Source organism: Algimonas porphyrae (assembly GCF_041429795.1).
Lineage (GTDB): Bacteria > Pseudomonadota > Alphaproteobacteria > Caulobacterales > Maricaulaceae > Litorimonas > Litorimonas porphyrae.
Genome location: NZ_CP163424.1, coordinates 870,001 through 893,825 on the forward strand (window position 1 = coordinate 870,001; position 23,825 = coordinate 893,825).

At 59.3% G+C, this 23,825-nt stretch carries 20 protein-coding genes, 1 tRNA gene and 2 rRNA genes (1 of these 23 running past the window's edge); 14 read left to right on the top strand and 9 right to left on the bottom strand.

Going from position 1 to position 23,825, the window contains the following annotated elements:
- The 7 genes from AB6B39_RS04345 to AB6B39_RS04375 form a co-directional block, all read left to right on the top strand.
- Window positions 1-2,549 (top strand): 23S ribosomal RNA (locus tag AB6B39_RS04345) (it extends 248 nt beyond the left edge of the window).
- 107 nt (window positions 2,550-2,656) lie between these two features.
- Window positions 2,657-2,771, top strand: a 5S ribosomal RNA gene (gene rrf / locus AB6B39_RS04350).
- A gap of 643 nt (window positions 2,772-3,414) precedes the next feature.
- The gene (locus AB6B39_RS04355) at window positions 3,415-4,176 is read left to right on the top strand and encodes a hypothetical protein (protein WP_284373244.1); all 762 of its coding nucleotides are present in this window, start codon (window positions 3,415-3,417) and stop codon (window positions 4,174-4,176) included.
- Between the two features lie 53 nt (window positions 4,177-4,229).
- A tRNA-Met gene (locus AB6B39_RS04360) sits at window positions 4,230-4,306 on the top strand.
- Window positions 4,307-4,453: 147 nt separating this feature from the next.
- Window positions 4,454-5,149 (top strand): endonuclease III domain-containing protein, encoded by a 696-nt coding sequence (locus AB6B39_RS04365; protein WP_284373242.1) that lies wholly within the window; start codon window positions 4,454-4,456, stop codon window positions 5,147-5,149.
- A gap of 176 nt (window positions 5,150-5,325) precedes the next feature.
- Window positions 5,326-6,246: an ornithine carbamoyltransferase gene (gene argF, locus AB6B39_RS04370; RefSeq protein WP_284373240.1), complete on the top strand. Its 921-nt coding sequence runs from the start codon at window positions 5,326-5,328 to the stop codon at window positions 6,244-6,246.
- Between the two features lie 300 nt (window positions 6,247-6,546).
- Window positions 6,547-8,337: a gamma-glutamyltransferase family protein gene (locus AB6B39_RS04375; RefSeq protein WP_284373238.1), complete on the top strand. Its 1,791-nt coding sequence runs from the start codon at window positions 6,547-6,549 to the stop codon at window positions 8,335-8,337.
- A gap of 253 nt (window positions 8,338-8,590) precedes the next feature.
- Here AB6B39_RS04375 and AB6B39_RS04380 read toward each other — a convergent pair whose 3' ends face one another.
- Both AB6B39_RS04380 and AB6B39_RS04385 read right to left on the bottom strand, forming a co-directional pair.
- Complete coding sequence (locus tag AB6B39_RS04380; protein WP_284373236.1) at window positions 8,591-9,994, bottom strand: sensor histidine kinase; 1,404 nt, start codon at window positions 9,992-9,994, stop codon at window positions 8,591-8,593.
- A 75-nt stretch (window positions 9,995-10,069) separates the two neighbouring features.
- Window positions 10,070-10,615 carry a GcrA family cell cycle regulator gene (locus AB6B39_RS04385; protein ID WP_284373234.1) on the bottom strand — a complete coding sequence of 182 codons (546 nt, stop codon included), beginning with the start codon at window positions 10,613-10,615 and terminating at the stop codon, window positions 10,070-10,072.
- Between the two features lie 302 nt (window positions 10,616-10,917).
- Between AB6B39_RS04385 and AB6B39_RS04390 the strand changes: the two genes are divergently transcribed.
- The 6 genes from AB6B39_RS04390 (at window position 10,918) to AB6B39_RS04415 (ending at window position 17,190) form a co-directional block, all read left to right on the top strand.
- Window positions 10,918-11,730: an ABC transporter permease gene (locus AB6B39_RS04390; RefSeq protein WP_284373232.1), complete on the top strand. Its 813-nt coding sequence runs from the start codon at window positions 10,918-10,920 to the stop codon at window positions 11,728-11,730.
- A 31-nt stretch (window positions 11,731-11,761) separates the two neighbouring features.
- Window positions 11,762-12,952, top strand: coding sequence for an aspartate aminotransferase family protein (locus AB6B39_RS04395; RefSeq protein WP_284373230.1), 1,191 nt, complete (start codon window positions 11,762-11,764; stop codon window positions 12,950-12,952).
- Between the two features lie 307 nt (window positions 12,953-13,259).
- Window positions 13,260-14,108 (top strand): TIGR01459 family HAD-type hydrolase, encoded by an 849-nt coding sequence (locus AB6B39_RS04400; RefSeq protein ID WP_284373228.1) that lies wholly within the window; start codon window positions 13,260-13,262, stop codon window positions 14,106-14,108.
- Between the two features lie 43 nt (window positions 14,109-14,151).
- Complete coding sequence (locus AB6B39_RS04405) at window positions 14,152-14,586, top strand: MaoC family dehydratase (RefSeq protein WP_284373226.1); 435 nt, start codon at window positions 14,152-14,154, stop codon at window positions 14,584-14,586.
- Window positions 14,587-15,540 (top strand): bifunctional riboflavin kinase/FAD synthetase, encoded by a 954-nt coding sequence (locus tag AB6B39_RS04410; RefSeq protein ID WP_284373223.1) that lies wholly within the window; start codon window positions 14,587-14,589, stop codon window positions 15,538-15,540.
- Window positions 15,541-15,633: 93 nt separating this feature from the next.
- Window positions 15,634-17,190, top strand: a complete 1,557-nt coding sequence (locus AB6B39_RS04415) for a peptide MFS transporter (protein ID WP_284373216.1) — start codon at window positions 15,634-15,636, stop codon at window positions 17,188-17,190.
- Window positions 17,191-17,413: 223 nt separating this feature from the next.
- Here the strand turns inward: AB6B39_RS04415 and AB6B39_RS04420 are convergent, their stop codons facing one another.
- The 7 genes from AB6B39_RS04420 to AB6B39_RS04450 all read right to left on the bottom strand — a co-directional run bounded on the left by AB6B39_RS04420 (window position 17,414) and on the right by AB6B39_RS04450 (window position 23,037).
- Window positions 17,414-18,085, bottom strand: coding sequence for a DUF937 domain-containing protein (locus AB6B39_RS04420; RefSeq protein ID WP_284373214.1), 672 nt, complete (start codon window positions 18,083-18,085; stop codon window positions 17,414-17,416).
- Between the two features lie 45 nt (window positions 18,086-18,130).
- Window positions 18,131-18,805, bottom strand: a complete 675-nt coding sequence (locus AB6B39_RS04425; protein ID WP_284373212.1) for a hypothetical protein — start codon at window positions 18,803-18,805, stop codon at window positions 18,131-18,133.
- Window positions 18,806-18,875: 70 nt separating this feature from the next.
- On the bottom strand, window positions 18,876-20,087 hold the full coding sequence (locus AB6B39_RS04430) for a DUF2891 domain-containing protein (RefSeq protein ID WP_284373210.1): 1,212 nt from the start codon (window positions 20,085-20,087) through the stop codon (window positions 18,876-18,878).
- 58 nt (window positions 20,088-20,145) lie between these two features.
- On the bottom strand, window positions 20,146-20,727 hold the full coding sequence (locus AB6B39_RS04435) for a hypothetical protein (RefSeq protein WP_284373208.1): 582 nt from the start codon (window positions 20,725-20,727) through the stop codon (window positions 20,146-20,148).
- A complete protein-coding gene (gene hemF / locus AB6B39_RS04440) occupies window positions 20,718-21,578 on the bottom strand; it encodes an oxygen-dependent coproporphyrinogen oxidase (RefSeq protein ID WP_284373206.1) in 861 nt (286 codons plus the stop codon). Before hemF ends, AB6B39_RS04435 begins: the two co-directional genes overlap by 10 nt.
- On the bottom strand, window positions 21,575-22,585 hold the full coding sequence (locus AB6B39_RS04445) for a hypothetical protein (RefSeq protein ID WP_284373204.1): 1,011 nt from the start codon (window positions 22,583-22,585) through the stop codon (window positions 21,575-21,577). Before AB6B39_RS04445 ends, hemF begins: the two co-directional genes overlap by 4 nt.
- 11 nt (window positions 22,586-22,596) lie before the next feature.
- Window positions 22,597-23,037: a tRNA (cytidine(34)-2'-O)-methyltransferase gene (locus AB6B39_RS04450; protein WP_284373202.1), complete on the bottom strand. Its 441-nt coding sequence runs from the start codon at window positions 23,035-23,037 to the stop codon at window positions 22,597-22,599.
- Window positions 23,038-23,257: 220 nt separating this feature from the next.
- Between AB6B39_RS04450 and petA the strand changes: the two genes are divergently transcribed.
- Window positions 23,258-23,818, top strand: a complete 561-nt coding sequence (gene petA / locus AB6B39_RS04455; protein WP_284373201.1) for a ubiquinol-cytochrome c reductase iron-sulfur subunit — start codon at window positions 23,258-23,260, stop codon at window positions 23,816-23,818.
- Window positions 23,819-23,825: the final 7 nt, after the last annotated feature.

The window sequence follows — 23,825 nt, forward strand, 5'->3', positions numbered from 1 at the left end:
TGAAACATCTCAGTACCCGGAGGAAAGGACATCAACCGAGACTCCGTTAGTAGTGGCGAGCGAACGCGGATCAGGCCAGTGGCTATAGTAATCTAAACCGAATGTGTTGGGAAACACGACCAAAGTGGGTGACAGTCCCGTAGGTGTGTTGATTGCCATAGTCCTAGAGTAGGGCGGGACACGTGAAATCCTGTCTGAATATGGGGGGACCACCCTCCAAGCCTAAGTACTCCTGTGCGACCGATAGTGAACAAGTACCGTGAGGGAAAGGTGAAAAGTCCCCCGACGAGGGGTGTGAAACAGTCCCTGAAACTGGAAATCTACAAGCTGTCGAAGCGGGCTTGCCCCGCGACGGCGTACCTTTTGTATAATGGGTCAGCGACTTGGTCTTACGAGCAAGCTTAAGCCGTTAGGTGTAGGCGTAGCGAAAGCGAGTGTTAATAGCGCGAATGAGTTCGTAGGATCAGACCCGAAACCAGGTGATCTAGCCATGTGCAGGTTGAAGGTGCGGTAACACGCACTGGAGGACCGAACCCACTTATGTTGAAAAATGACGGGATGACATGTGGCTAGGGGTGAAAGGCCAATCAAACCTGGAGATAGCTGGTTCTCCGCGAAATCTATTTAGGTAGAGCGTCTGATGAATACCCTGGGGGGTAGAGCACTGGATGGGCTAGGGGGACTCACCGTCTTACCAAACCTAACCAAACTCCGAATACCCAGGAGTACTATCAGGCAGACACACTGCGGGTGCTAAGGTCCGTAGTGGAAAGGGAAACAGCCCTGACCGTCGTCTAAGGTCCCTAAATAATCACTAAGTGGTAAAGAATGTGAGAGTGCTTAGACAACCAGGAGGTTGGCTTAGAAGCAGCCATCCTTTAAAGATAGCGTAACAGCTCACTGGTCAAGCGCTCCTGCGTCGAAAATGTACCGGGGCTCAAGTGATTTACCGAAGACACGGGCGCAATTTATTGCGCGGTAGCGGAGCGTTCCGTAAGCCTGCGAAGGTCGACTGCGAGGTCGGCTGGAGGTATCGGAAGTGAGAATGCTGACATGAGTAACGATAAAAGGGGTGAGAGACCCCTTCGCCGAAAGATCAAGGTTTCCTGCGCAATGCTAATCAGCGCAGGGTTAGCCGGCCCCTAAGGCAAGGCCGAAAGGCGTAGTCGATGGGAACGAGGTTAATATTCCTCGGCCATTGGGTGGTGACGGATTGCGTGTATTGTTCATCCTTATTGGATTGGATGGGCAGTGAAGCAGTTCCTGGAAATAGCCCCCATATATGACCGTACCCCAAACCGACACAGGTGATCAGGTAGAGAATACCAAGGCGCTTGAGAGAACTCTGCTGAAGGAACTCGGCAAATTACCTCCGTAACTTCGGGAGAAGGAGGCCTTGCCAATGGGCAACCATCGGTAAGGGGCACAGACCAGGGGGTGGCGACTGTTTATTAAAAACATAGGGCTCTGCGAAGTTGTAAAACGACGTATAGGGTCTGACGCCTGCCCGGTGCTGGAAGGTTAAAAGGAGGAGTGCAAGCTCCGAATTGAAGCCCCAGTAAACGGCGGCCGTAACTATAACGGTCCTAAGGTAGCGAAATTCCTTGTCGGGTAAGTTCCGACCTGCACGAATGGCGTAACGACTTCCCCACTGTCTCCAGCAGAGACTCAGTGAAATTGAATTCCTCGTGAAGATGCGAGGTACCCGCGGCTAGACGGAAAGACCCCATGAACCTTTACTACAGCTTGACAGTGGCATTTGTAAGAATTTGTGTAGGATAGGCGGGAGACTTCGAAGCGTGGGCGCCAGCTCACGTGGAGTCGTCCTTGAAATACCGCCCTTGTTCTTATGGATGTCTAACCGCGGCCCGTTATCCGGGTCCGGAACATTGTCTGGTGGGTAGTTTGACTGGGGCGGTCGCCTCCTAAAGAGTAACGGAGGCGCGCGATGGTTGGCTCAGACCGGTCGGAAATCGGTCGTTGAGTGCAATGGCATAAGCCAGCCTGACTGCGAGAGTGACAACTCGAGCAGAGACGAAAGTCGGTCATAGTGATCCGGTGGTCCCGCGTGGAAGGGCCATCGCTCAACGGATAAAAGGTACTCTGGGGATAACAGGCTGATGACGCCCAAGAGTCCATATCGACGGCGTTGTTTGGCACCTCGATGTCGGCTCATCGCATCCTGGGGCTGGAGAAGGTCCCAAGGGTATGGCTGTTCGCCATTTAAAGCGGTACGTGAGCTGGGTTTAGAACGTCGTGAGACAGTTCGGTCCCTATCTACCGTGGGAGTAGGAGTTTTGAGAGGATCTGCCCTTAGTACGAGAGGACCGGGGTGGACATTCCTCTGGTGGAACTGTTGTCGCGCCAGCGGCATTGCAGTGTAGCTATGAATGGAACGGATAACCGCTGAAAGCATCTAAGCGGGAAACCAACCTCAATACTAGAGCTCCCTTGAGAGTCGTTCAAGACTAGGACGTTGATAGGCCGGGTGTGGAAGTGTGGCAACACATGGAGCTTACCGGTACTAATAACTCGATTGGCTTGATTTACTCGATCTCGTTGGCGCTCATGCGCGTGGCTTGCCAGCTACGCCTGACGCACGGTCAGACGATATCTTTACTATTCAGATTTCACCGCTTTTCGTGGCCTGCATTAACCGGGTGGTTATTGCGAGAGGTCCCCACCCGATCCCATTCCGAACTCGGTCGTTAAGCCTCTCAGCGCCGATGGTACTTTGTCTTAAGGCACGGGAGAGTAGGTCACCGCCCGGTTTATCCAGGCCACGACTCAGCGGTTTCATCCTCCGATTACACAGAACAGATAACGTCCCCGGCATAGCGCCGGGGGCGTTTTTTGTTTCTGGTGAGTTCATTTTTCGTTATTTTACAAGTTTTGGTTGTTCAGCTAAGATTGTCTTTATGATGCGAAAGATGAAACTGGCGGGTAATGGCGGCTCTGGCCTTGCCCCTTTCTCTGTTTGCAGCGATGCTATCGTCTCAGGACTATTGGCTTTCTGATTAAGAACATGACAAGTCTTGATCATCTGGGCCGCTCAGGATCTCCACCTCTCATCGTAACGCAGCATGGTTGTGATAGCGGTATTCCCGGCCAGACTTGTGTGGATCCGTGTACAATCCTTACGCTGAAGCTCCATCCGGACTTGTTGGGTATTTATAGTTATGGATGTAAACTCAAGATTAGGGGAGCCTACCTAGCAATTAATGTGGACATCAAGGCCTGCGCGAAGAGCGTCTATTGGCCATCGAAGCAGGTGGTTGCGTAGCGACTCATATATGATCTGAAATGGCTCAATGGTCAGGCCCATGGCGGAAAACGTCTGACGGCGAAGTTCGCCCATTGTCAAAGAAACACACAAAGTCAGGCGTTGCATGATCGCTCAGGTGGAATGCAGACTTGTGCGATCTCACCATGAAGCGCGGTCGGTACAACAAAAGGACTGCGGGATCCGCATTGCTGAGCGTTGAAGATTGGATTTTATTGATCTTGCTGGCGTGCTTGGGTCTCGTCTGGTCACGCATTCTTTTTCTCTTTACCGCCATGTCGTCTGCTTGCGCCGAGCAATATGCGGTCATGGGGTATGTTGAGACAGGATGGCTCGCAGGGCATACAATATGGTCTATGCTCTTCTGGGTGACCTGCCTTTCTGCAGCCTATGCGCAGGTCGTCATCATCACGTTCCCGAATAATCGTTTGTCGACTCTTGTCTTCCGAATTCTCATTTTGAGCGGATTTTTATTACTCGCTGTCGGATTTAGAATGATGATGGTTCATCAACCTGTGCGACCGGACGGACAAGTGATGATTAATTGGAAATACGATCCTTGGGATAAACATGGAGGCCTCAATCCTGATTTTATAAAGTTTGAGACACTTCATGAGTACTTTGAATATGGGCGTCCGGCTTGCTTGCTGGTGCGCAACCGAAGTCTCGTTCTACCGAAGATGTCGTCGGGGTGGCGTGGTCGTCGGCAACATGTCTTTGCCGATCAGAGCACGCTCGAAGGTCTCTTGATAGAGGCTCATAAAGACAGTCAAGTCTATATACCGCTGTCTGATCAAGAGGTCGCTCACCTTCAAGCGCTCATTCTACCGACAAACAGGGTTTACGGCGGGGCTATTCAATGGGACCAAATCACAGAAAAGACTGAGCAATAGCACCAATGCCCTTGCAACCCTGACGCCCCTTCCATATATGCCTCTTCTCTTGGCGCGGGGTGGAGCAGCCCGGTAGCTCGTCAGGCTCATAACCTGAAGGTCGTAGGTTCAAATCCTACCCCCGCAACCAACGATAAAATCCCGCCCTTGAGGCGGGATTTTTCGTTTAGGAGAGGGACCTGGCGGGTAGTCCTGATCAGTTTGGATGGCGCGAGGTTGGACAATCGCGGCTGATGAATGTTCTTGTATTGTTCTCACCAACTGCTTTACTGCGGGCATGCAATACAGGTTGGATATGGAAGGCGGGACGGATCGGCTTCGCCGGATCGATGCCAGCCTGCGCGGCCATTTTCCAGGGTTTCCGCCTCGTTATCTGATCCTTGATCCCGTCAGTCAGCTGGTCATGAGCCTTTTGGGCGGTCAGACGCGCAGCGACGTGTCTCGCGCCGCTCATCTCGCCTTGTGGAGCCGGTATGGTGGCTGCTGGTCGGCTGTTCGCAATGCAGGACCTGACGCCATTCACGCCTTGATCAGCGACGTCACATACGCTGACAGGAAAGCCCTCTATATGGTCGACATCCTCACGCGGATCACAGGCCCGTCCGGTCGACCGGATCTGGGCCATCTCACCGCGATGAGCGTTGCCGAAGCCCATGCCTATCTGGAGGGCTTGAAAGGCGTCGGTCCGAAAATCGCGGCCGCCGTTCTGAATACGAGTACGCTACGCAAGCGATCGCTGGTGATCGATACGCATCACCGTCGTATTCTCCAACGGCTCGGCTTTCTGGAGGCCGGGACCAGCTTTCCGAAAGCTTATCGGGAGATCATGCCGTTGCTGCCGCCCGAATGGGACCCCGCGTGGATCGATGTCCACCACATGCTGTTCAAACGTCTGGGGCAACTGATCTGTCGTCCGCATGCGGGTCACTGCCATCGCTGCCCGCTACAATGGGACTGCCCCGCCTTTCAGTGAGAGTCATGGAAGACCGGGTCATCTGACGCACGTCCAGGACAGGCGCCAGAGAACGGATAGTCTCACGGCGTTGATATCTCGGCGCATACTGGTCACGACGCCTTCAACCGACCTCTTTTCGGTCGACCCATCACAGGTGGATTGATCCGCGCCGTCCAAACCGCCATGCAGGGGCGATGAACCACTTTCTATCGCTCGCTGATCTCTCGCCGGTGCAACTCCGCACCATTCTCGACGACGCGCATCGTCGCAAGGCGGCCCGTGCCGGGCGCCCTAAAGGCGCGGCAGACGATGATGCGTCGCTGTCGGGCCATACGCTAGCCATGGTTTTCGAAAAGTCGTCGACACGGACGCGTTTTTCGTTCGAGCAGGCGATGCGTCAGCTGGGCGGCAGCGCCATCGTCGCCACCTCTGATCAAATGCAATTGGGGCGCGGCGAACCCGTCAAAGATACGGCACGCGTTCTGTCACGCTATGTCGACGCCGTCATGCTACGCGTCAATTCGCATGACACGCTGACCGAATTTGCCCGTCATGCGAGCGTGCCGATCATCAATGGACTGTCGGATTATAATCACCCCTGCCAGATCATCGCCGATCTGATGACGCTGGAAGAAAGGGGGCTGACACTGAAGGGCGCAAAGCTCGCCTGGATCGGCGACGGGAACAATGTCGCCATGAGCTTCGTGAACTGCGCCGCGCAGCTCGGCTTTTCCCTGATCGTCGCCAGCCCGGACGGTTACCGCCTGAAGGGTCAGCATATCGAACGGGCCCGCGCTGCCGGAGCCGACATTCATCTCACGGATCATCCGGACGCAGCTGCGGACGGGGCTGATGCGCTGATCACGGACTGCTTCGTCTCTATGGGCGATACGGATTATGACGCACGCGTCGCCGCCTTGTCATCCTTCAATCTGGATGCGGCGCGTGTCGCCAAGGCCAAGCCTGAGGCCGTCGTCCTGCATTGCCTGCCGGCCTATCGCGGGCAGGAGATCACTGACGCCGTGATGGAGGGCCCGCAATCGGCGATCTGGGATGAGGCCGAGAACCGGTTGCATGCACAAAAATCCATACTGAGCTGGTGTCTTCGCCCGTAAGGGCATGTTGCGTGTAGGGAAGGCGCAGCCCGATGCGCATAAGGATGGCCGCGCTGACAGCCGGGCCGAGCCCCAGAGCTTTCAGCCTTTATCGGAATTTCCGCTGACGCAACAGATGTGTGCGATCCAGACACTCTTACTTTTGTTGAAGTCGGCTTTGGGCTGAAGATATTGTATTTGAAAACTTGAACCTGTTGGTGACCAAGCCGGAAGAAGACCGCAGTGTCGAGGTCCAGCATCCTTGAACTCTAACCCGAACGAACCTTGCGCGATCCGTCCTCACGCGCCAAAGCGTTCGACATGACCTTACGCCTGCTTCTACTGACCTCCGCCCTGATTGTCGCGGGGTGCGGGACGGCTGCCGATACCTCGCCGGACACGGTGCAGGCGCAGACCGCCGTGTCGCAGGGCATGGTGACGGCGGCCAATCCCTATGCGGTCGAAGCGGGCGCGGATATTCTGCGCGCGGGCGGGTCCGCCGTGGACGCTGCCGTGGCTGTTCAGGCCGTGCTGGGGCTGGTAGAACCGCAAAGCTCGGGCCTTGGCGGCGGGGCCTTCATGGTGCTGCACGATCCAAAAACGGATAAGACCTGGACTTATGACGGGCGCGAAACCGCCCCGGCGGCGGCGACCTCCGCCCTGTTTCTGGACGAAAGCGGACAGCCGCTGCGTTATTTTGACGGGATTGCGTCCGGTCGCTCAACGGGTGTTCCCGGGGCGGTGGCAATGCTCGGCATGGCGCATGCGGATTATGGAAAGCTCGACTGGTCCGAAACGTTCAACCCGGCGATCGCGCTGGCCGAAGACGGTTTCGTCGTTAGTCCGCGCATGGCCGATCTGGTCGCGCGTATGGGGCGTTTCGTACTGCCGCGCGATGATAATGCGCGGGCCTATTTCTTTGTCGACGGCGATCCGGAACGGCCCATCCCAGCGGGTTTTAAACGCGATAACCCGGCCTATGCCGACACGCTGCGCGCCATTGCCGCTGATCCGCGCGCTCTGCTGACAGGTCCGATCGCGCAGGCGATTATCGACAAGACGCGCGAAGCCCCGCTGCCGGGGACGCTTACCCTTGATGATATGGCGAATTATCAGCCGATCAAAAAGCCGGCGCTTTGTTCCACCTATCGCAATCATCGTCTCTGTTCCGCGCCGCCGCCCTCATCCGGCGGGGTCGGCGTGCAGGCCATTCTCGGCATGCTCGAACCGTTCGATATGGCGCGCGTTGGCCCCGGCGTGGAGGGCTGGCACTATTTCATCGAAGCCAGCCAACTCGCCTATGCCGATCGCGACCGCTATGTCGGCGATCCCGCCTTTGTCACCGTCCCAATCGATACAATGCTGGATAAGGGCTATCTGGCGGGCCGGTCCGGGCTGATCAAACCCATGGCGGCGCTGGCCAACTATCCGGCCGGCAATCTGGGGGTGGCGGGGACGGACGCGACTGCGGAAGTCCCGGGGACGTCGCATTTTACCATCGTCGATGCCGACGGGTTGATTGTCTCCATGACCACGACGGTCGAAGCGCCGTTCGGCTCACAGCGTATGGTGCGGGGCTTCATGCTCAACAATGAGCTGACGGATTTTTCCTTCCGTCCCACGGATGATGCGGGCAATCCGATCGCGAACCGGGTCCAACCGGGCAAGCGTCCCCGCTCTTCCATGGCACCGCATATCGTCTTCGGTCCGAACGGCGATTTCGCCTTTGCCACGGGGTCGCCCGGCGGCAATGCGATCCTCGCTTATACAGCCAAATCGATCGTCGGTATGATCGACTGGAACCTCAGCGCGCAGGATGCGATCAACCTGCCCAATGTCATCGCTCGCAACGGAACCGTAAGGATGGAAGCGCGCGACCTGCCCGAAGAAGATACGGATGAGGTCCAGCGTGCCGGTCCGGCGCAGGAATTCGGAATGCAGTCAGACATTATCGAAGGGCTGGAATCGATGGGCCATGATATCGTCCGCTCGCGCGGCGAAATCAGCGGCCTGCACATCATCCACCGCCTCCCGGACGGCACACTCGATGGCGGAGCCGACCCCCGGCGCGAAGGCATCGTGATCCGCGTCGATAATGCAGACGCACCCTGATCAGGGTCGAGTAAATGGGGGTTGTGCCAAGTGACAGAGCACATTCAATCCCGCATTCCCGCGCCATGCGAGAGATGGCCTCTGGTTAGATGGAGGCGGCTGCCTGCATCTAACCAGTCATCCCGGACAAGCGGTATCAGCCGCGCAGATCCGGGACCTGACGCAACAGCTAGACAGCAGACCGCGCTCCATCCCGCTAGGTCCTGGCTCTGCGGCGCAAGCGCCTTGGTCGGGATGACGAAAGAGAGCGGGGTCAGGCCGGCTCTGCGAGGGGGAGGCCGAGAATGAAGCGGGTGCCGTCGGGGCCTGTGTCGAGCAGTTCGAGCGAGCCGCCCATCCCTTCGGCGAGTTCCTTGGAAATGGACAGGCCGAGGCCGGTGCTGCCTTCGCTCTGACCGCGTGTGAATGGCAGAAACAGCCTGTCTTCGACGGATTCCGGAAGGCCGGGGCCATTGTCCTCGATGGTGATGATGGCGGTTTCGCCGACAATATCCGCCGAAATCTCGACACGGGGCTTGGCGCGGTCAGCCATGGCCTGCGCAGCGTTGCGGGTCAGATTGGACAGGATACGATAGAGCTGTTCCGGGTCTGCCCTGACCCAGACATCACGAGCGATCCGGTTCGATACCCAGATACGTGGAAAGGCGGTGCGCATATCCATCTGCACATCGGCGACGATCCGGCTCAACGGCAGCCGTTCCAGATCGGGCTGCGGCTCGCGGGCGGAACTGTAGGTCAACACTTCCTCGGTCAGGCCGACCCCGCGCTCGACGGTCCGCGTCAGGCGCTCGCCCATCTCTGCCAGCTTGGGGTCCGGGTTCATCGACAGCCGGTCCGCCATCAGCAGCGCGGTCGACAGCACATTGCGCAGATCGTGATTGATCTTGGTGACCGACAGGCCGAGTGAAGCCAAACGCTCGCGCTGCCGGAAGGCGGAGCGCAGCGATTGCTTGACCTCGTGAAATTCGCGCTGCAGCTGCCCGATTTCGTCGGCGCGCATAGTTGGCGGCCCGGATCGTTGCTTGCGCTCCGGCGCTTCGCGAAAGGCGGTCATATCGTGCGCCAGACGCTGAATCGGTCGCACGATCAGGCGCAGCATGGAGAAATAGATCAGCGCCCCGACAAAGGCCGCAATCAGCAGGCTCAGGATCAGAATGCGGCCCGCATAGGCGCGCAGGTCAGCCCCGATCGCGGCACAGGGCACGAGCAGTTCCAGACGGTCCTGTCCAGCCACGGGCGAGGGTGCGATCACACGCAGATAGCCGTTGCCGCGGGCGAAGAAGTCCATCGACGTGCCGATGAAATTGGGCAGACGCCGGGATTTGCGCAGATCTTCAGTCGCGATGACTTTTGCATCGGGCGCATCGCCGACGATCAGGATCGTGCGACCGTCCTGAAAGGCGGCCAGAAAGACGGCGTCCGTCTGGAGCATGAATTGCTCGGCCAGCATTTGCGATGCTTCTCGGGAACTGGCCTCAGCGTCCTGGCTCATCAGGGCCTCGGCAACCAGACCGGCCGAGCGGGCCCGCATCTCCAGCCCTTCCTGCCGGAACGACGCGATGGACGGCACGAACAGCAGCAGTTCTGCGAGCATGACGAAACCGATCGTCAGGCCAAGCAGGCGGGCAGACAGGGAACGGGCGAAGAGGCGGCGCACAATGGCTATGCTCTAATTGAAAAGGCGCGCCCGGCAAGGCGCGCCTCGAATTATCCTGAAATCGTGATGTCCCGCTTACCGGAGGCGTTTGCGCGATGTTGGGGCGGGGCCGATGCTGATCATCTTACCGGAACTGTTTCGGCGGCGCGATGGCTGATAGGCGACCATGGAGTGCGGCGTGCAATAGGGCTCGTCCGGGTCGGTCTTGCGACCGCAGAAGCGAAACTCATCCGCGGACGGATCGCCGATCGGGAATTTGCACATGTGATCCGTCAGGGTCAGGATCGTTGCATAGCTTCCGTCCTTGAGCGGTTTGGCTTCCAGGGGGGGCTCGGTCGATACGGGCAAGCTCGACGGCTGTGCTTTGGGTTTAGCCGCACTGCGGCGGGTCGCGGGCTGCGCCTTGGCGGGCTTGGGTTTAGGCGTGGCGCGGGCTGTCGTCTGGGTCTTGGCCGGCTTGGGACGGCTCGGCTTGGCCCGTCCGGACAGGCCCAGACGGTGCACTTTGCCGATGACGGCATTGCGTGTGACCCCGCCCAGCTGCTTGGCGATCTGCGAGGCTGACAGGCCCTCAGCCCAGAGTTTGCTCAGGGTTGCAACGCGGTCTTCGGTCCAGGCCATGGACGATCTCCTTCGGTGTGTGTGCGGGCCAGGCATTGATCCGGGTCCACACACTATATGTAGATGTCAGTGTCACAGGTCTGGTAGCAAGCTCAGCCGGAACCACAAAATGTAGGTGTGGTCCTGTCCACAAGAATCAAGATATTGTGTTGCGTTCATCCACAGGGTGCGCCACTCATCGCCGCGTTTGCGGACTTTTCGGGTCGGACCGGGTCGCGGTGAAAATCACTTGCGACATGCTCGGACTTGCGGCCCGGCTGTCTTATTGCACTTTTGCACCGGTCCGATCTATGGGGCGATCCATGTCCGATACACATCATACAGAGAATTCCGCACCCATGGCCCGGCAACTCGGCCCGATCAACTGGATGGGTCTGGCGACGCTCTACAAGAAGGAAGTGAAGCGGTTCATGCGGGTCGCGCCGCAGACCCTGCTCGCGCCGATCATATCCAACCTGCTCTATATGACGGTTTTCGTGCTGGCTTTTTCCGCGCTGCGCCCGGACCCGGAAGCCTTCATGGCGTTCCTGGCGCCGGGGCTGGTCATGCTCGGCATTCTCAATAATGCCGCCGCCAATAGCAGCTCCTCCATCATGACCGGCAAGATGATGGGCTCGATCACAGACGTGTTGATGCCGCCACTGTCGCATACGGAGCTGGCGCTGGGCTGGATCGGCGGGGCTGCCACACGCGGTGTGCTGGTCGCGATCGTGACGGGGCTGGCCCTGTCGATCTTCACGCCGCTGATTCCGATGCATTTCTGGGCTGTGCTCTATTTTGGTCTTTCGGCGGCGCTGATGATGGCGATGATCGGCGTCCTGTCCGGCATCTGGGCGGAGAAGTTCGACCAACTCGCCGTCGTCAATCAGTTTATCATCCTGCCGCTGTCGTTCCTGTCGGGGACCTTCTACCGCATTGATGTCTTGCCGCCGATCTTCCAGACGCTGATCCAGGGCAATCCGCTTTTCTACCTCATTGACGGGTTTCGTTACGGTTTTACCGGACAGACCGATGCAAATCTTCTGTTCGGGGTTGTCTTTATTGCCGTGTTGAATATCGGTCTGTTCATGGCCGTCTGGTTGGTGCTTCGCGCAGGCTGGCGGATCAAAAGCTAAGGTCCCCGGATCACAGGGGGTGGAGCGAACCATGGCCCAAGGCAACCATCTCTTCGATTGTTACAATCCTCCCGACATTACCTTCGAGCGGGGTGAGGGCGCCTGGCTTTATACGGATGAGGGTGAGCGCTATCTCGATTTCATTGCTGGCATCGCTGTCAATGCGCTTGGCCATGCGCCGCAGGATGTGGCGGCGGCGGTCACGGAACAGATGGGCAAGGTCTGGCACCTGTCCAACATGTTCAAGGTTCCAGGGCAGATCGACCTGTCCAAGCGCTATTGCGACGCGCTCCCCTGGGCCGAGAAAGTCTTCTTCCAGAATAGCGGAACGGAATCGCTCGAACTGGCGATGAAGACGGCACGGCGCTGGCAGTATGGCGAAGGCCGTCCGGAACGCGTCGACATCATCGGCTTTGGCGGCGCCTTTCATGGCCGGTCATTTGCCGCGATCAATGCCGCCGGCAATCCCAAATATCTCGAAGGCTTCGGCCCGCGACTGCCAGGCTTCATCAATCTGCCGTTCGGTGATCACGACGCGCTCCAGTCTGCGGTCGGCGAGACGACGGCCGCCATTCTGGTCGAGCCTGTCCAAGGCGAAGGCGGGGTGCGTGCCCTGCCGCCGGAATGTCTTCGGGGCCTGCGCGAGCTGTGCGACGAAAATGATCTGCTGCTGATCTATGATGAAGTGCAATGTGGCGCAGGCCGAACTGGACAGCTCTTCGCGCACCAATGGGTAGATGGGGGTGAACCTGACATCATGGCTGTCGCCAAAGGTGTCGGCGGGGGGTTCCCACTCGGCGCTGTGATCGCATCAGAAGATGCGGCCAAGCATATGGTGCCCGGCACGCACGGCACCACCTATGGTGGCAACCCGCTGGCCATGGCGGCAGGCATCGCCGTCTGGGACCGGATCAGCCAGCCCGAATTTCTGGAACATGTGCGCGATACAGCAAACAAGTTCCGGCAGGCGCTGGCGGGGCTGAAAGATGAATTCCCGGATCAGATCGAGGATGTACGCGGCAAGGGCCTGCTGGTCGGACTGAAAATGCGCGTGCCTGGTGCCCATCTCAAGGCCAAGTCAAAAGCCCTCGACCATAAGCTGATGGTCGGTACGGCAGGCGATAACGTCCTGCGCATGGCGCCACCCCTGATCATTGGCGAAACGGAACTCCGCACCGCGATGGACACACTCCGAACCGTTCTGCGTGAAATCTCGGAATAGGGCTTTCAAAGTGAAAGATCAGTCCGGGGGGCTGATCTCCGTTGCTAGCGTTCAGAACGCTAGCTCCTACCCATCTGCTCTCGCTGACTTGATGGCGTGTCCATCACCCAACCCTCCCTGCCAGACGTGACAGAAGGAGATGGGCAGGCCGGCTGGGCCGGTCAGAGCGGATGCATCAGACGGGTCTGGACAGACCGATCGCCGATTCTGCCGCAAGGTCGACCCGCCCCAGGTCAGGGAAAGTATGCGGCAAGACGGTTGCGTGTGGACGGGTGACAATCGGATGGTTTGGGGTAAAGCGCGGTCCATGACACACTCCTTTCAGCGCCTGTCCGGACTTGCCGATATTGCGGTCGAATATGATGCGATCTTCTGCGACATCTGGGGCGTAGTTCATAATGGCCGTCGTCCGAACTTCGCAGCCTGCGGTGCGCTGGAGCGTTACCGCGACGAGATCGGCCCGGTCGTTCTGATGTCCAACACATCGCGGCCCAGCGCGCTGGTGCCGGAAAGCTTCGCCCATATCGAAATGCCGGACGGCTTTTTTGATGCCATCGTCACATCGGGCGATGCGATCGTCAACGAACTGGCCCGGCGATCGCCCGGGCCGGCCTTTCTGATCGGTGCAGTCGATGAAGAGGACGCGGAAGGGTTCGGCCTGTTCGATCAGATCCCGATGAATTTCGCCGACATGGACGGGGCTGATTTCGTCGTCTGCACACGGCCATACGACTACGATGATGATATTGAAGATTATGAGGACCTGCTGACTGATCTCCTCGCGCGCGATCTGGAAATGGTCTGCACCAATCCGGATGTGAAGGTCAAAGTTGATGGGCGTGAAGTGATGTGCGCTGGCGCCATCGCTCAAGCCTATGAAGCCATGGGGGGCACGGTGGTCTATGGTGGCAAGCCGCATCCGCCCATCTATCAGCTGGGCCGGGCCTGGCTGGAGGAAACGCTCGGCTATGCGCCCGATCGCATCCTGATGATCGGGGACAATCTGTTCACCGATGTACTGGGCGCGCAGCGTGAAGGGATTGACTGCCTGTTCATTCAGGACGGCCTTTACGGCAGCACGGCGGCGGAGTTCCGCAGCCTGTGCGAAGCGCACGGCCTGTCGGCGCGATACCAGCTGCCGGAACTGGCGTGGTAATATGCTTGCACAAGACGTGGCAGCCTTTGTATAGGCACGGCCCATGTCAGACACTGTAAAATACTATCTGGACGATCTTGAAGTCGGCATGAGTGCGAGCACGGCCGCGACGATTACAGCCGAGATGATCGATACATTTGCCGAAATTACGGGCGACCATAATCCGATCCACATGGATGACGCCGCCGCGCGCGCCAATGGGTTTGACGGTCGGATCGCCCATGGCGCCCTGTCGGCCAGCTTCATCTCGGCCATTCTAGGCAATCAGCTGCCCGGACCCGGCGGCGTGTTCGTGGAGCTCAATCTGCGCTTTCGCAAACCGGCCCTGATCGGCGACGAAATTATTGCCGTGGCCGAAGTGGTGGAAATCAACGAGCGCACCGGCAAGGTGAAGATGAAGTGTCATTGCGAAGCGGACGGCCAGAAAATCTGTCGCGGCGATGCTGGGGTCTTCGTGCAAAAACGGCCAGCCGCTTAAGTGCGATCGTTCAACCGGTACACGGATCTGCCTAAGGGCGTCCGCGGCGCGGTCATCGCGCTCGGCAATTTCGACGGGCTGCATCGGGGCCATCAGGCCGTTATCGCGCAGCTTCGCAAGATCGCCGCCGACCATGACGCGCCCGCCGCGATCGGCCTGTTCCGCCCGCATCCCTACCGATTCTTCAAGCCGGATGCGCCGCCCTTCCGTCTGATGAGCGCGGGCCTGCGCGAAGGCATTCTGGCAGAACTCGGGATCGATCTGCTGTTCGAGCTCCCATTCGATGACCGCTTGCGCGACATGGACGACGAAGACTTCGTCGACACCGTGCTGCATCAGGGTCTGGGCGTGCGCCATGTCGTGGTCGGCGAGGATTACGGCTTTGGCCGGAACCGATGCGGTGATGTGCAAAGCCTGAAACGCCTCGGCGCAGAGCGCAATATCGGTGTCACGACCATCGCCCCGGTTGGCCTGCATGACCGTTACGGCAAATATGGATCGACGGAGATCCGCAAAGCGCTGCAACAGGGCGACGTCTTTCATGCCCAGCATATGCTGTCGCGGCCCTGGATGGTCGATGGCATCGTCTCCGAAGGACAAAAGCGCGGGCGCACGATCGGCTTTCCGACGGCCAATCTGGACTTTGGCGATCTGGTCCGGCCGAAATTCGGCGTCTATGCCGTCGAATGCCATATTGCCGGTGAGAGCGAGTGGCGGCCAGCGGTCGCCAATACGGGCACACGCCCGACCGTCGACGGCGAAGAGGCGCGACTGGAAGTCCACATCTTCGATTTCGATCGGGACATTTACGGACAGCGACTGATGGTTCGCTTTCGCAGCTTCATCCGCGACGAGCAGAAATTCGACAGTTTCGAGGATCTGAAACAGCAGATCGTACGCGATGCTAATGGCGCCCGCGCCATTTTTGGTATGCCGCAGATCAATGCGGGATAAGTGATCACAGCCCGAATTGCCTTCACGCCAAGCGTGTGGCAGGGGCGTTGCGTGCTGAGCGTTAGGGATGCTCGAAACAAAACAGGGGAAACAATGTCCGATCTTTCTGATGCCGCCGGGGAAATTCCCGGCGCTCTGGCCGGCGCCAGCCCAATCGAAAAAACCATCTTCGGACATCCAAGGGGGCTGTTACCCGTATCCGTGACCGAAATGTGGGAACGGATGAGCTATTACGGCATGCGAGGCCTGCTGGTTCTGTTCATGACGGCGGCCATCGCAGAAGGCGGTCTCGCCATCGGCACGGCCACGGCTGTTGCCATCTACGGTCTCTATACGGCGTCTGTCTATTTTATGGGCCTCCCCGGGGGATGGATTGCTGACCGTCTGATCGGATCGCAGAAGGCCATATGGTATGGTGGCATCGTTATCATGTGCGGCCACATCGTGCTGGCCATTCCTAGCGAATGGTCTTTCTTCCTCGGACTGGTGCTCGTCGTGCTCGGCACAGGTTTGCTGAAACCCAACATTTCCGCCGTGGTGGGGCAACTCTACCGCGCCGATGATCCGCGCCGGGACAGCGGCTATGCACTCTACTACATGTTCATCAACATCGGCTCGCTGATCGGCTACACAGTGTGCGGCTGGCTCTACGAGAACCAGGGCGTCCACTGGGCATTCGGCGCATCCGCTATCGGCATGGCGCTGGGGCTGACCGTCTTCTGGTTCAAGCGCGGTGACCTGCACGGCGCGGGTGCTGCGCCGATGGCGCCCATGTCGGAGGCGGGACGCAAGCGCAGCTGGGCGGTCATATGGGGCGTGGTCGCTCTGATCGCGGTCGTCACCGTCTCCATGCTAGCCGGACTGTTCACCTTTGATCCGATCGCCGCCTCCAAGGCGGTCGCAGTCGTGTTTACGGCCATTTTCGTGATCTACTTCGCCTGGGTCTATTTCCTCGGAAAGCTGAGTCCCGTTGAAAAGCGTGGCATGTGGGCGTTCCTGTTGATCTGCATCGCGTCGACCATGTTCTGGTCCGGCTTCGAGCAGGCAGGCTCCTCGCTTAACCTGTTCGGGCAGGACTTCACGGACCGCACCATTGGCGGATTCGAGCTGCCGACGACATGGCTGCAGAACGCTAACCCATTCTTCATCATTACGCTGACACCCTTTTTCGCTGCCTTCTGGGTCTGGCTGGGCAAACGCATGATAACGCCGGGTTACGGCCTGAAGATGGGCGCGGGCCTGATCATCATGGGTCTCGGCTTCGTGGTAATGATCTTCGCTGCGGATGCCGCGTCGCAAGGCAAAGTCGCGATCTTCTGGCTGATCCTGACCTATTTCCTGCACACGGTGGGCGAACTGACCCTGTCGCCGATCGCTCTGTCAGCAGTTAGCAAGCTGTCCCCGCCGCGGTTCCTCGGCCAGATGATGGGTCTGTTCGTGCTGACGTACTCCATGGGCAACATCATCGCGGGCCTGATGGCGGGCGGGTTCGACCCCGAGAACGTCGAGCAGATGCCCGACCTGTTCAAGATGATCGCGACCTTCGCGATCGGTGTCGGTGCAATGGTATTCTTGGTCGGCATGTTTACCAAGGGCTGGGAAAAAGAGGTCCAGGAAGCCAATGTCAAAGCGGAAGCCTCCGTGAGTTAAGGCTCTGAATCATCCATAAAGAAAGCCCGCCATCTGGCGGGCTTTCTTGTTTGTGACGGGGGACGAAGTACCCGCTCATCATGTAAGCGTTTTGACAAGCAGGGATTATTTTAATCTCCCTTCGCCCGGGTCGCTTCGCGACGCTCACGAAAAGACATCATGCTCAGCTGCGCTTATGCGTGCTCCCTTTTCGTTATTTTTTCGTCGAGAAGGCCGAGCAACGCTAGCGGCGTGAGTTCATCACCATGCCGAGAATGTCGTCCATGGAACTGCCGTCGCCGTCCGCGTCCAGCATCTGACCGAGCATGCCGAGACCTTGCTGGTGCACTTGGCGCTGCTGACGAACCTGACGGCCTCCGCCACCCAGCAGGCCGCCGAGAATGCCGCCAATGCCTTTGGCCGGAGCGCCTTGCGCGCCGCCACCCATGAGCTGTTGCATCGCTGCCTGGGCCAGCAGGCCTTTAATACCGGAATTGCCCTGTGTCTGCTTGGAGAGACCGCCCATCGCCATCATGGCGACCATGGGCAGCATCTGCTTGAGAATGCCTGTGTCGATGCCTGTCTGCTCGGACGCGCGGCCTGCGACCGCCCGGCTGACATCCTTGGACCCGAACAGGTGACCGAGAATGGCATTGCCGTCCGTCTGGGCATTCTGTTGCAACATCTGTGGATCTTCAAGATAACGGTCATGTTGGCCCCGTTCCAGCGCACCCAGAAGACCGGCGAGACCTTGCGGGTCAGCGGTATTACGCTTCATCGCCGAACTGATGGCGGGCAGGAGCGCGCCGATGGCCTGCTGGCTTTGCTGTGGCGACAGACCGAACTGGTTGCCTGCGGCCTGCGCCGTATTGCCGCCTGCGGCCTGCATGATCATGTCCATCATATTCATGGCCATCGAAAAACTCCTGTCTGATTCAATGTTGCGCGGTTCGTTACCGGATCAGGGCGCGGGAGTCCCGCATTGTTCTGGAATGGCCGCCAGCGCGTTCATCGTGCGTTCACTCATCAGCGCATCGGTCATCGGCTTGGACAGGCTGTCACGTCTGCGCCAGAGCAGCTCCCAGCGCGGTGCATCATCATTGCGATCATATTGCGCCGCATATTGAACGGATACGCCCAATATGTCCGGCTCCGTTTCCCACACGATCCGGAGCTGCCGCTCCGCCTCGCCACCCATCCGGCGGTTCGCTTCGAAGTCGGCATTGTCGGCGGCTGTCCAGACCGGAACGGGGCCGGCACCGAAATCCATCGTGAAGCGACAGACCTTGTTCTGAGAGCCGCGCAGATGGGCGAGCCGGAACGCCCGCTCCCCCAGCCCGGCAGGTCTGGTTTCAGGAAGGGCAGTAAGGGCCGCATGCGCGGCGTCTGCCAATCGCGAGAATTTTCGGCCTTCGCGCACTTCAATGTGCCGCCGGGTCAAAACCGCCGTGGCCGTTTCCTCGACCGTTCGCGTAATCGTCTGTGTCGTATCCTGCGCAACCCGCACAGGCGCGGTGACGAAGCGATAGACGCCGAACAGCACAGCCGCCACGATCAGCAGCGCCACAACCATCAATCCCATGCGGATCGTCTTGTGCCGCTCGATCCGCGTTTGCTTGTCGAGGTCGTCAGTCATTGGGTCGTCTCACAGATTTCCGCACGGCTAGCCGCTCGTAGCACCCGCGGCACTTCGCTAAAATTGATTATCAATCGATTTTTCCGGCTTTAGCCGGACCGCTTTCATGCCCTCGATCCGTCATCAGATAGGTCGCAAAACTTGCGAGCCAGTGGCTGCCGGAATAATGTTCGTCGGAAACAGCCGCCACCCCTTCATCCTGATGGATTTTGGCGGCGGCGACGAGGCTGGCGCGGCGCGGATCGTTATCCGGCAGGGCGCGGGCCATATTGTAGAGGTTCCAGGCGCGGGAACTGTTGACCCCATCCAGATGAACAAGCTTTCCGTCCGATGCGTCCAGCACAATGGCCGGCGCGAGCCAGTCGGCGGATCCGTCGATCGGAATATCGGGCAGATAGGCGCTCAGCCAGCTGGCGTAATCGGCAGGGTCCATGACGCGCCGCATCAGGTCGGCGACCATCAGGCAGGGCGAGAGGAAATCCTCGCCCGACGGTTCATAGGCGAGCGGGCAGTCCACATCCTCCCTGTGAAAGCGCAACGCCGCGTCCCGGAGTTGCGCGGCGATGTCGGCGTCGCCTGCGACATCCGCCCAGTCCATCATCAGAGTAAAGGCGAAGGCGCTCTGATTGTGAGTGCCAAGCCGGATCGGATAGGCCAGTTTGGGCAGCCAGTCTTTCGTCGCTGCGACAATGTCCGCTTCCAGCGGTTGCAGCGCATCGAGCCAGCGACGCGCATCAGCATCGTCACCATCTTCCACCATTTCGCGCAGCTCCGCCGTCAGTTGCAACAGCCACGCCCAACCATAGGGCCGCTCCCAGGAGCCCCGCGCCGGACGCCGGAAATTGGCCAGTTCTCCCGCCATCGTCTCGGGCGTCAGATTGGCGTTGAGCTTGGCAATCGCTTCAGCGCGGCTCGCTGCGTCAAGATCGCCGACTCGTAACAGCCGGACGAGCAACCAGTGGCCATGCACTGCGCTATGCCAGTCGAAACAGCCGTAAAAGGCCGGGAACAGATCGCGCGGTCGGCCGATCGCGTCGGCTGTGTCGGTCGTACGCGAGATCTTGTTGGGAAATTCCTGCTGCACACAATCCAGCGCGAGCCTTGAAAAGCGCGCTGCCAGCGCCGGATCGATATCGCCGGGAAAGGCGTCCGCAGGCACGGATATGACAGGCGGGACCTGTGCCGCTGGAATGTTGTCCTCGGTGTCCCCGCCCGCCTCCGCACAGGCGATCAGCAGGATAGGGAAAAGCGCAGGGGACAGCACAGGCCAGAAACGTTTCATGGCCGGAGTGTCGCAGGCTCTGGAAAAAGGTCAAGCGCAACCCTGTTGACCGGTACGATCAGGTGTCAGTCGGTCTCAGCGATTGCTCCGAAATCAGTGATGTATCGAGCAGCCAGTCCTGCGCGCTAAGACCGTCGGGGCCTGCATACTGCATCATGCGGGTCATGTCGTAATGCGCGTATGGTGCGTCGATCCGAACCGCATCCTGCCGGGCGAAAACCGGCGGACAGTCGTGACCGAGCCTGCGCCCCAGCTTCGCTGTCAGATTGCCGTCCGAAAGTCGGTTCTCCGATCCCGTGCCCATGACAGTGATCAGCGCGCGGGCCGACACAGGTTTGCAGGCTCGCCACGGGCCGGGTTTTCCAACCGGATCTATTCCGATGATAATGCCGAGCGGATGCCGGGCGCTATCGACAGCCCAGCTGACATCCGCCGCACCCCAGCTATGACCGATGAGGTTGATCGTGCGCTCTGTCGAGAGGAGCGCCTTGAGGCGACGACGCTTGCCTTGCGGCAGATAGATGATGTCGCGGTCGGGACAGGTCCGGGCCAGCGTATCGGCATAGCGCCGGGCACAACGAAACACTCTGTCACCTGCGCCGCCGATGATGATATCCAGCGCACGCCCGCTCAGGGCCATCTCACGACGGGGGGCATGCTGCTCAGGATCGTGGCGACATTGCCGCCTGTTTTCAGACCGAAGGTCGTGCCGCGGTCCCAGAGCAGGTTGAACTCGACATAGCGGCCCCGCAGAATCAGCTGTTCTTCACGCTCTGCCTCGGTCCAGGACTCATTCATCCGTTCGCGGGCAATGTCCGAATAGGTGTTTAGGAAAGCGCGTCCGACATCCTGAGTGAAGGCAAAATCCGCCTCCCAGTCGCCTGAATTATGCCGGTCATAGAAGATGCCGCCAATGCCGCGCGGCTCGTCCCGGTGATGCAAGTGGAAATACTCGTCGCACCAGGTTTTGAAGCGGTCATAATCCGCGACCGGATGTGCGTTGCAGGGCATTTTCATACCCGCGTGAAAAGCGACCGCATCGGGATTGTCCTGCGTGCGCTGAGCGCTCAGCGTCGGGGTCAGATCCGCCCCGCCGCCGAACCAATCGCGCGTCGTCACGATGTAGCGCGTATTCATATGCACGGCGGGGACACGCGGATTGACCAGATGCGCAATCAGGGAGATGCCTGCTGCCCAGAAGCGCGGATCTTCGTCCGCACCGGGGATATTGGCGGCCATTTCCGGCGTGAACTCACCCTGCACGATACTGATATGGACGCCGCACTTCTCAAAAAACCGGCCACGCAGCATGCCGCCCGTTCCGCCCCCGCCATTCGCCACCTTGCGCTGCCAGTCCGTATACTCGAACGTTCCGGGCTCGTCGGGATAGAGCTCAGCTGGGGCATCGCGTTCGATCGCCTCGAATTCGGCGCAGATCTGGTCGCGTAACTCGCGGAACCACGTGCTGGCACGCCGCTGTTTCTCGTTCATCGGGATTGGTCCTTTTGACGGGCGAATAGCATGGCGCCGATAATGATGGGGATGGCGATCACCGAATCGAGAAAGGCATTGTACCAGATCCACTGATCGGTGGTGAGGATGAAGGCGAGCGGTGTGTCGATCGCCATGATCAGCAAGGTCGCCCCTGCCAAGGCCAGAGAGGCTCGGCGGGGATTTAGCCGCCCAAGCCCTTCCATATACAGGGCCATACGCTTGCCGAGATAGCCGCCGTTGAGAACGAAAGCATCGAACAGTGCGATCGAAGCGCCGATCATGGCCATGAACGTTCCGCGGAGCTTGATGGCGAGATCGTCCTGAAATCCCCAAGCCAGCCCCGCACTGATCAGGGCCATGCCCGCACCGAAGGCGGCAAAGCCGCCAAGCAGGTCCCATTTGACGAAGGGATTGATCGCAAACAGCGCAAAAGTCGCTGCCGCTCCTGTCAGGGCCGCCGTGACGAGTCCAAATTCGCGGGCGACGAAAAAGAACAATATGCCAAAGGCGATATCGACATAAATTGAGGGGCGCAGGGCTTTCTGCCGTGCGGCAAAAGCACGCTGTTTGGCCGTTTTTTCGCCTGACGATGCGGCGTCCCATTCAGCCGTTTTCGTATCCAGTTTCGCCATGCCACGGTCGATCCTGCCGGCTTGTCGAAAAGGTTGGTCATGACTGCGCCATAGCACCGCGCCGTCGCGGTACACGATCAGCCCATAAGCCAGCAGGCTTATGGCACCGAATTCGATCTGCAGATCATGATCGGGCAGGTCGAAGGACCGCACCGTGGCGAGCGGTTCGGGACCATAGGGCCGTCGCTCCTCGTGAACCGCCGTTCCGTTGCGCGTGAAGGTGAAATCCTGCGCTTCTGCGCGCATGCGTTCACGTACCACGAGATGCCATTTGTCGGGCGTGCCAGACTGGGTGTCAGACTGTGTGTCAGACTGTGTGTCAGGCTGGGCACCCGGCAGGGTGAAGGTGAATGTTGTGCTCAGCATACCCATGGGCGCGCCGCCTAGGGCAAACGGCCTGTCTGACGCAAGGCTTCGAACAGGGCGATCGCGACGGCATTGGACAGGTTCAGCGACCGCGCGGCAATGGGAATCACGACGCGCCCCTGACAATCGTCATGAACGCTGTCCGGTACGCCGCGGCTCTCGCTGCCGAAAATCAGATCATCGTCTGGCCGGAAAGCAAACTGATCGAGTTGTACCGCGCCTTTCGTCGTGAAGAGAATACGCCGCCCCATGGATGCGGCCCGATATGTAGGCCAGTCGGCATGGCGGGTCAGATCGACGCTGCGGCCATAATCCATCGCCGCGCGGCGCACATCCCGAGTTGCAAGCGGAAAGCCGAGCGGTTCGATCACAGTGAGAGGCGTGTCGAAGCAGGCACAGCTGCGCATGACATTGCCGAGATTGGCGGCGATTTCGGGTTGATGGAGCACGATTCGCATGGGGCCCCTCCTAGCAGGTCTGTTCCAGCGCCGGGCAGCGGAGCGCAGATCGGTCTTTAGTTGCAAACCGTTTGCAAGAGACTGTAATGCGGACGAAAATTGCGGCGGAATGACGCCATTCGCGGGTGGCCATTCGTCTTATATGAGGCTAGAGAGCCCGCGCGTGGGGCTGAAAGGCCCGCTCACACGCCGATATGGGACTGTATAGAAGGTAGAACCGATGGCCGAGACTGGCTTGATCCACCCTGACGATATCGTCAAAGACGAAGGCAAGCGTGATTTCATCTTCCTCGCCGCCGGTGCCGCCGGTGCCGTAGGGGCCGCATCCATCGTCTGGCCCTTGCTGGCCCAGATGGGCAAAGCAGCCGACACGCTGGCCTTGGCTTCGATCGAAATCGATATTTCCAAAATCGCCGAGGGCGAACAGCTGCGCGTATTGTGGCGTGGGGCGCCCGTCTTCGTGCGTCACCGGACGGCGGCCGAGATCGCTGAAGCGGAAAGCGTCGATATGGGCGCTCTGCCCGATCCTGCGACAGACGCATCCCGTCTGATCCCAGGCCCGGACGGTGCGCTGAAGCCGCAATATCTGGTTCAAGTCGGGGTCTGCACCCATTTTGGGTGCGTTCCCGTTGGCGAAGCGGGTGACTATGATGGCTGGTACTGCCCTTGTCATGGCAGTCACTACGACACGTCGGGCCGGATCCGCAAAGGACCTGCGCCCCGGAACCTCGATATTCCCCCTTATGAGTACCTCTCCGACACCGTCATCAAGGTCGGTTAGCACCGTA

What these genes read in the sequence shown, in the direction of transcription:
- AB6B39_RS04435 (WP_284373208.1), bottom strand. Translation starts at nt 20,727, where the DNA reads ATGGCCCTGAGCGGGCGTGCGCTGGATATCATCATCGGCGGCGCAGGT.
- argF (WP_284373240.1), top strand. Translation starts at nt 5,326, where the DNA reads ATGAACCACTTTCTATCGCTCGCTGATCTCTCGCCGGTGCAACTCCGC.
- AB6B39_RS04395 (WP_284373230.1), top strand. Translation starts at nt 11,762, where the DNA reads ATGGCCCAAGGCAACCATCTCTTCGATTGTTACAATCCTCCCGACATT.
- AB6B39_RS04415 (WP_284373216.1), top strand. Translation starts at nt 15,634, where the DNA reads ATGTCCGATCTTTCTGATGCCGCCGGGGAAATTCCCGGCGCTCTGGCC.
- AB6B39_RS04450 (WP_284373202.1), bottom strand. Translation starts at nt 23,037, where the DNA reads ATGCGAATCGTGCTCCATCAACCCGAAATCGCCGCCAATCTCGGCAAT.
- AB6B39_RS04375 (WP_284373238.1), top strand. Translation starts at nt 6,547, where the DNA reads ATGACCTTACGCCTGCTTCTACTGACCTCCGCCCTGATTGTCGCGGGG.
- AB6B39_RS04365 (WP_284373242.1), top strand. Translation starts at nt 4,454, where the DNA reads ATGCAATACAGGTTGGATATGGAAGGCGGGACGGATCGGCTTCGCCGG.
- AB6B39_RS04385 (WP_284373234.1), bottom strand. Translation starts at nt 10,615, where the DNA reads ATGGCCTGGACCGAAGACCGCGTTGCAACCCTGAGCAAACTCTGGGCT.
- petA (WP_284373201.1), top strand. Translation starts at nt 23,258, where the DNA reads ATGGCCGAGACTGGCTTGATCCACCCTGACGATATCGTCAAAGACGAA.
- AB6B39_RS04390 (WP_284373232.1), top strand. Translation starts at nt 10,918, where the DNA reads ATGTCCGATACACATCATACAGAGAATTCCGCACCCATGGCCCGGCAA.
- AB6B39_RS04445 (WP_284373204.1), bottom strand. Translation starts at nt 22,585, where the DNA reads ATGGGTATGCTGAGCACAACATTCACCTTCACCCTGCCGGGTGCCCAG.
- AB6B39_RS04400 (WP_284373228.1), top strand. Translation starts at nt 13,260, where the DNA reads ATGACACACTCCTTTCAGCGCCTGTCCGGACTTGCCGATATTGCGGTC.
- AB6B39_RS04405 (WP_284373226.1), top strand. Translation starts at nt 14,152, where the DNA reads ATGTCAGACACTGTAAAATACTATCTGGACGATCTTGAAGTCGGCATG.
- AB6B39_RS04425 (WP_284373212.1), bottom strand. Translation starts at nt 18,805, where the DNA reads ATGACTGACGACCTCGACAAGCAAACGCGGATCGAGCGGCACAAGACG.
- AB6B39_RS04430 (WP_284373210.1), bottom strand. Translation starts at nt 20,087, where the DNA reads ATGAAACGTTTCTGGCCTGTGCTGTCCCCTGCGCTTTTCCCTATCCTG.
- AB6B39_RS04420 (WP_284373214.1), bottom strand. Translation starts at nt 18,085, where the DNA reads ATGGCCATGAATATGATGGACATGATCATGCAGGCCGCAGGCGGCAAT.
- hemF (WP_284373206.1), bottom strand. Translation starts at nt 21,578, where the DNA reads ATGAACGAGAAACAGCGGCGTGCCAGCACGTGGTTCCGCGAGTTACGC.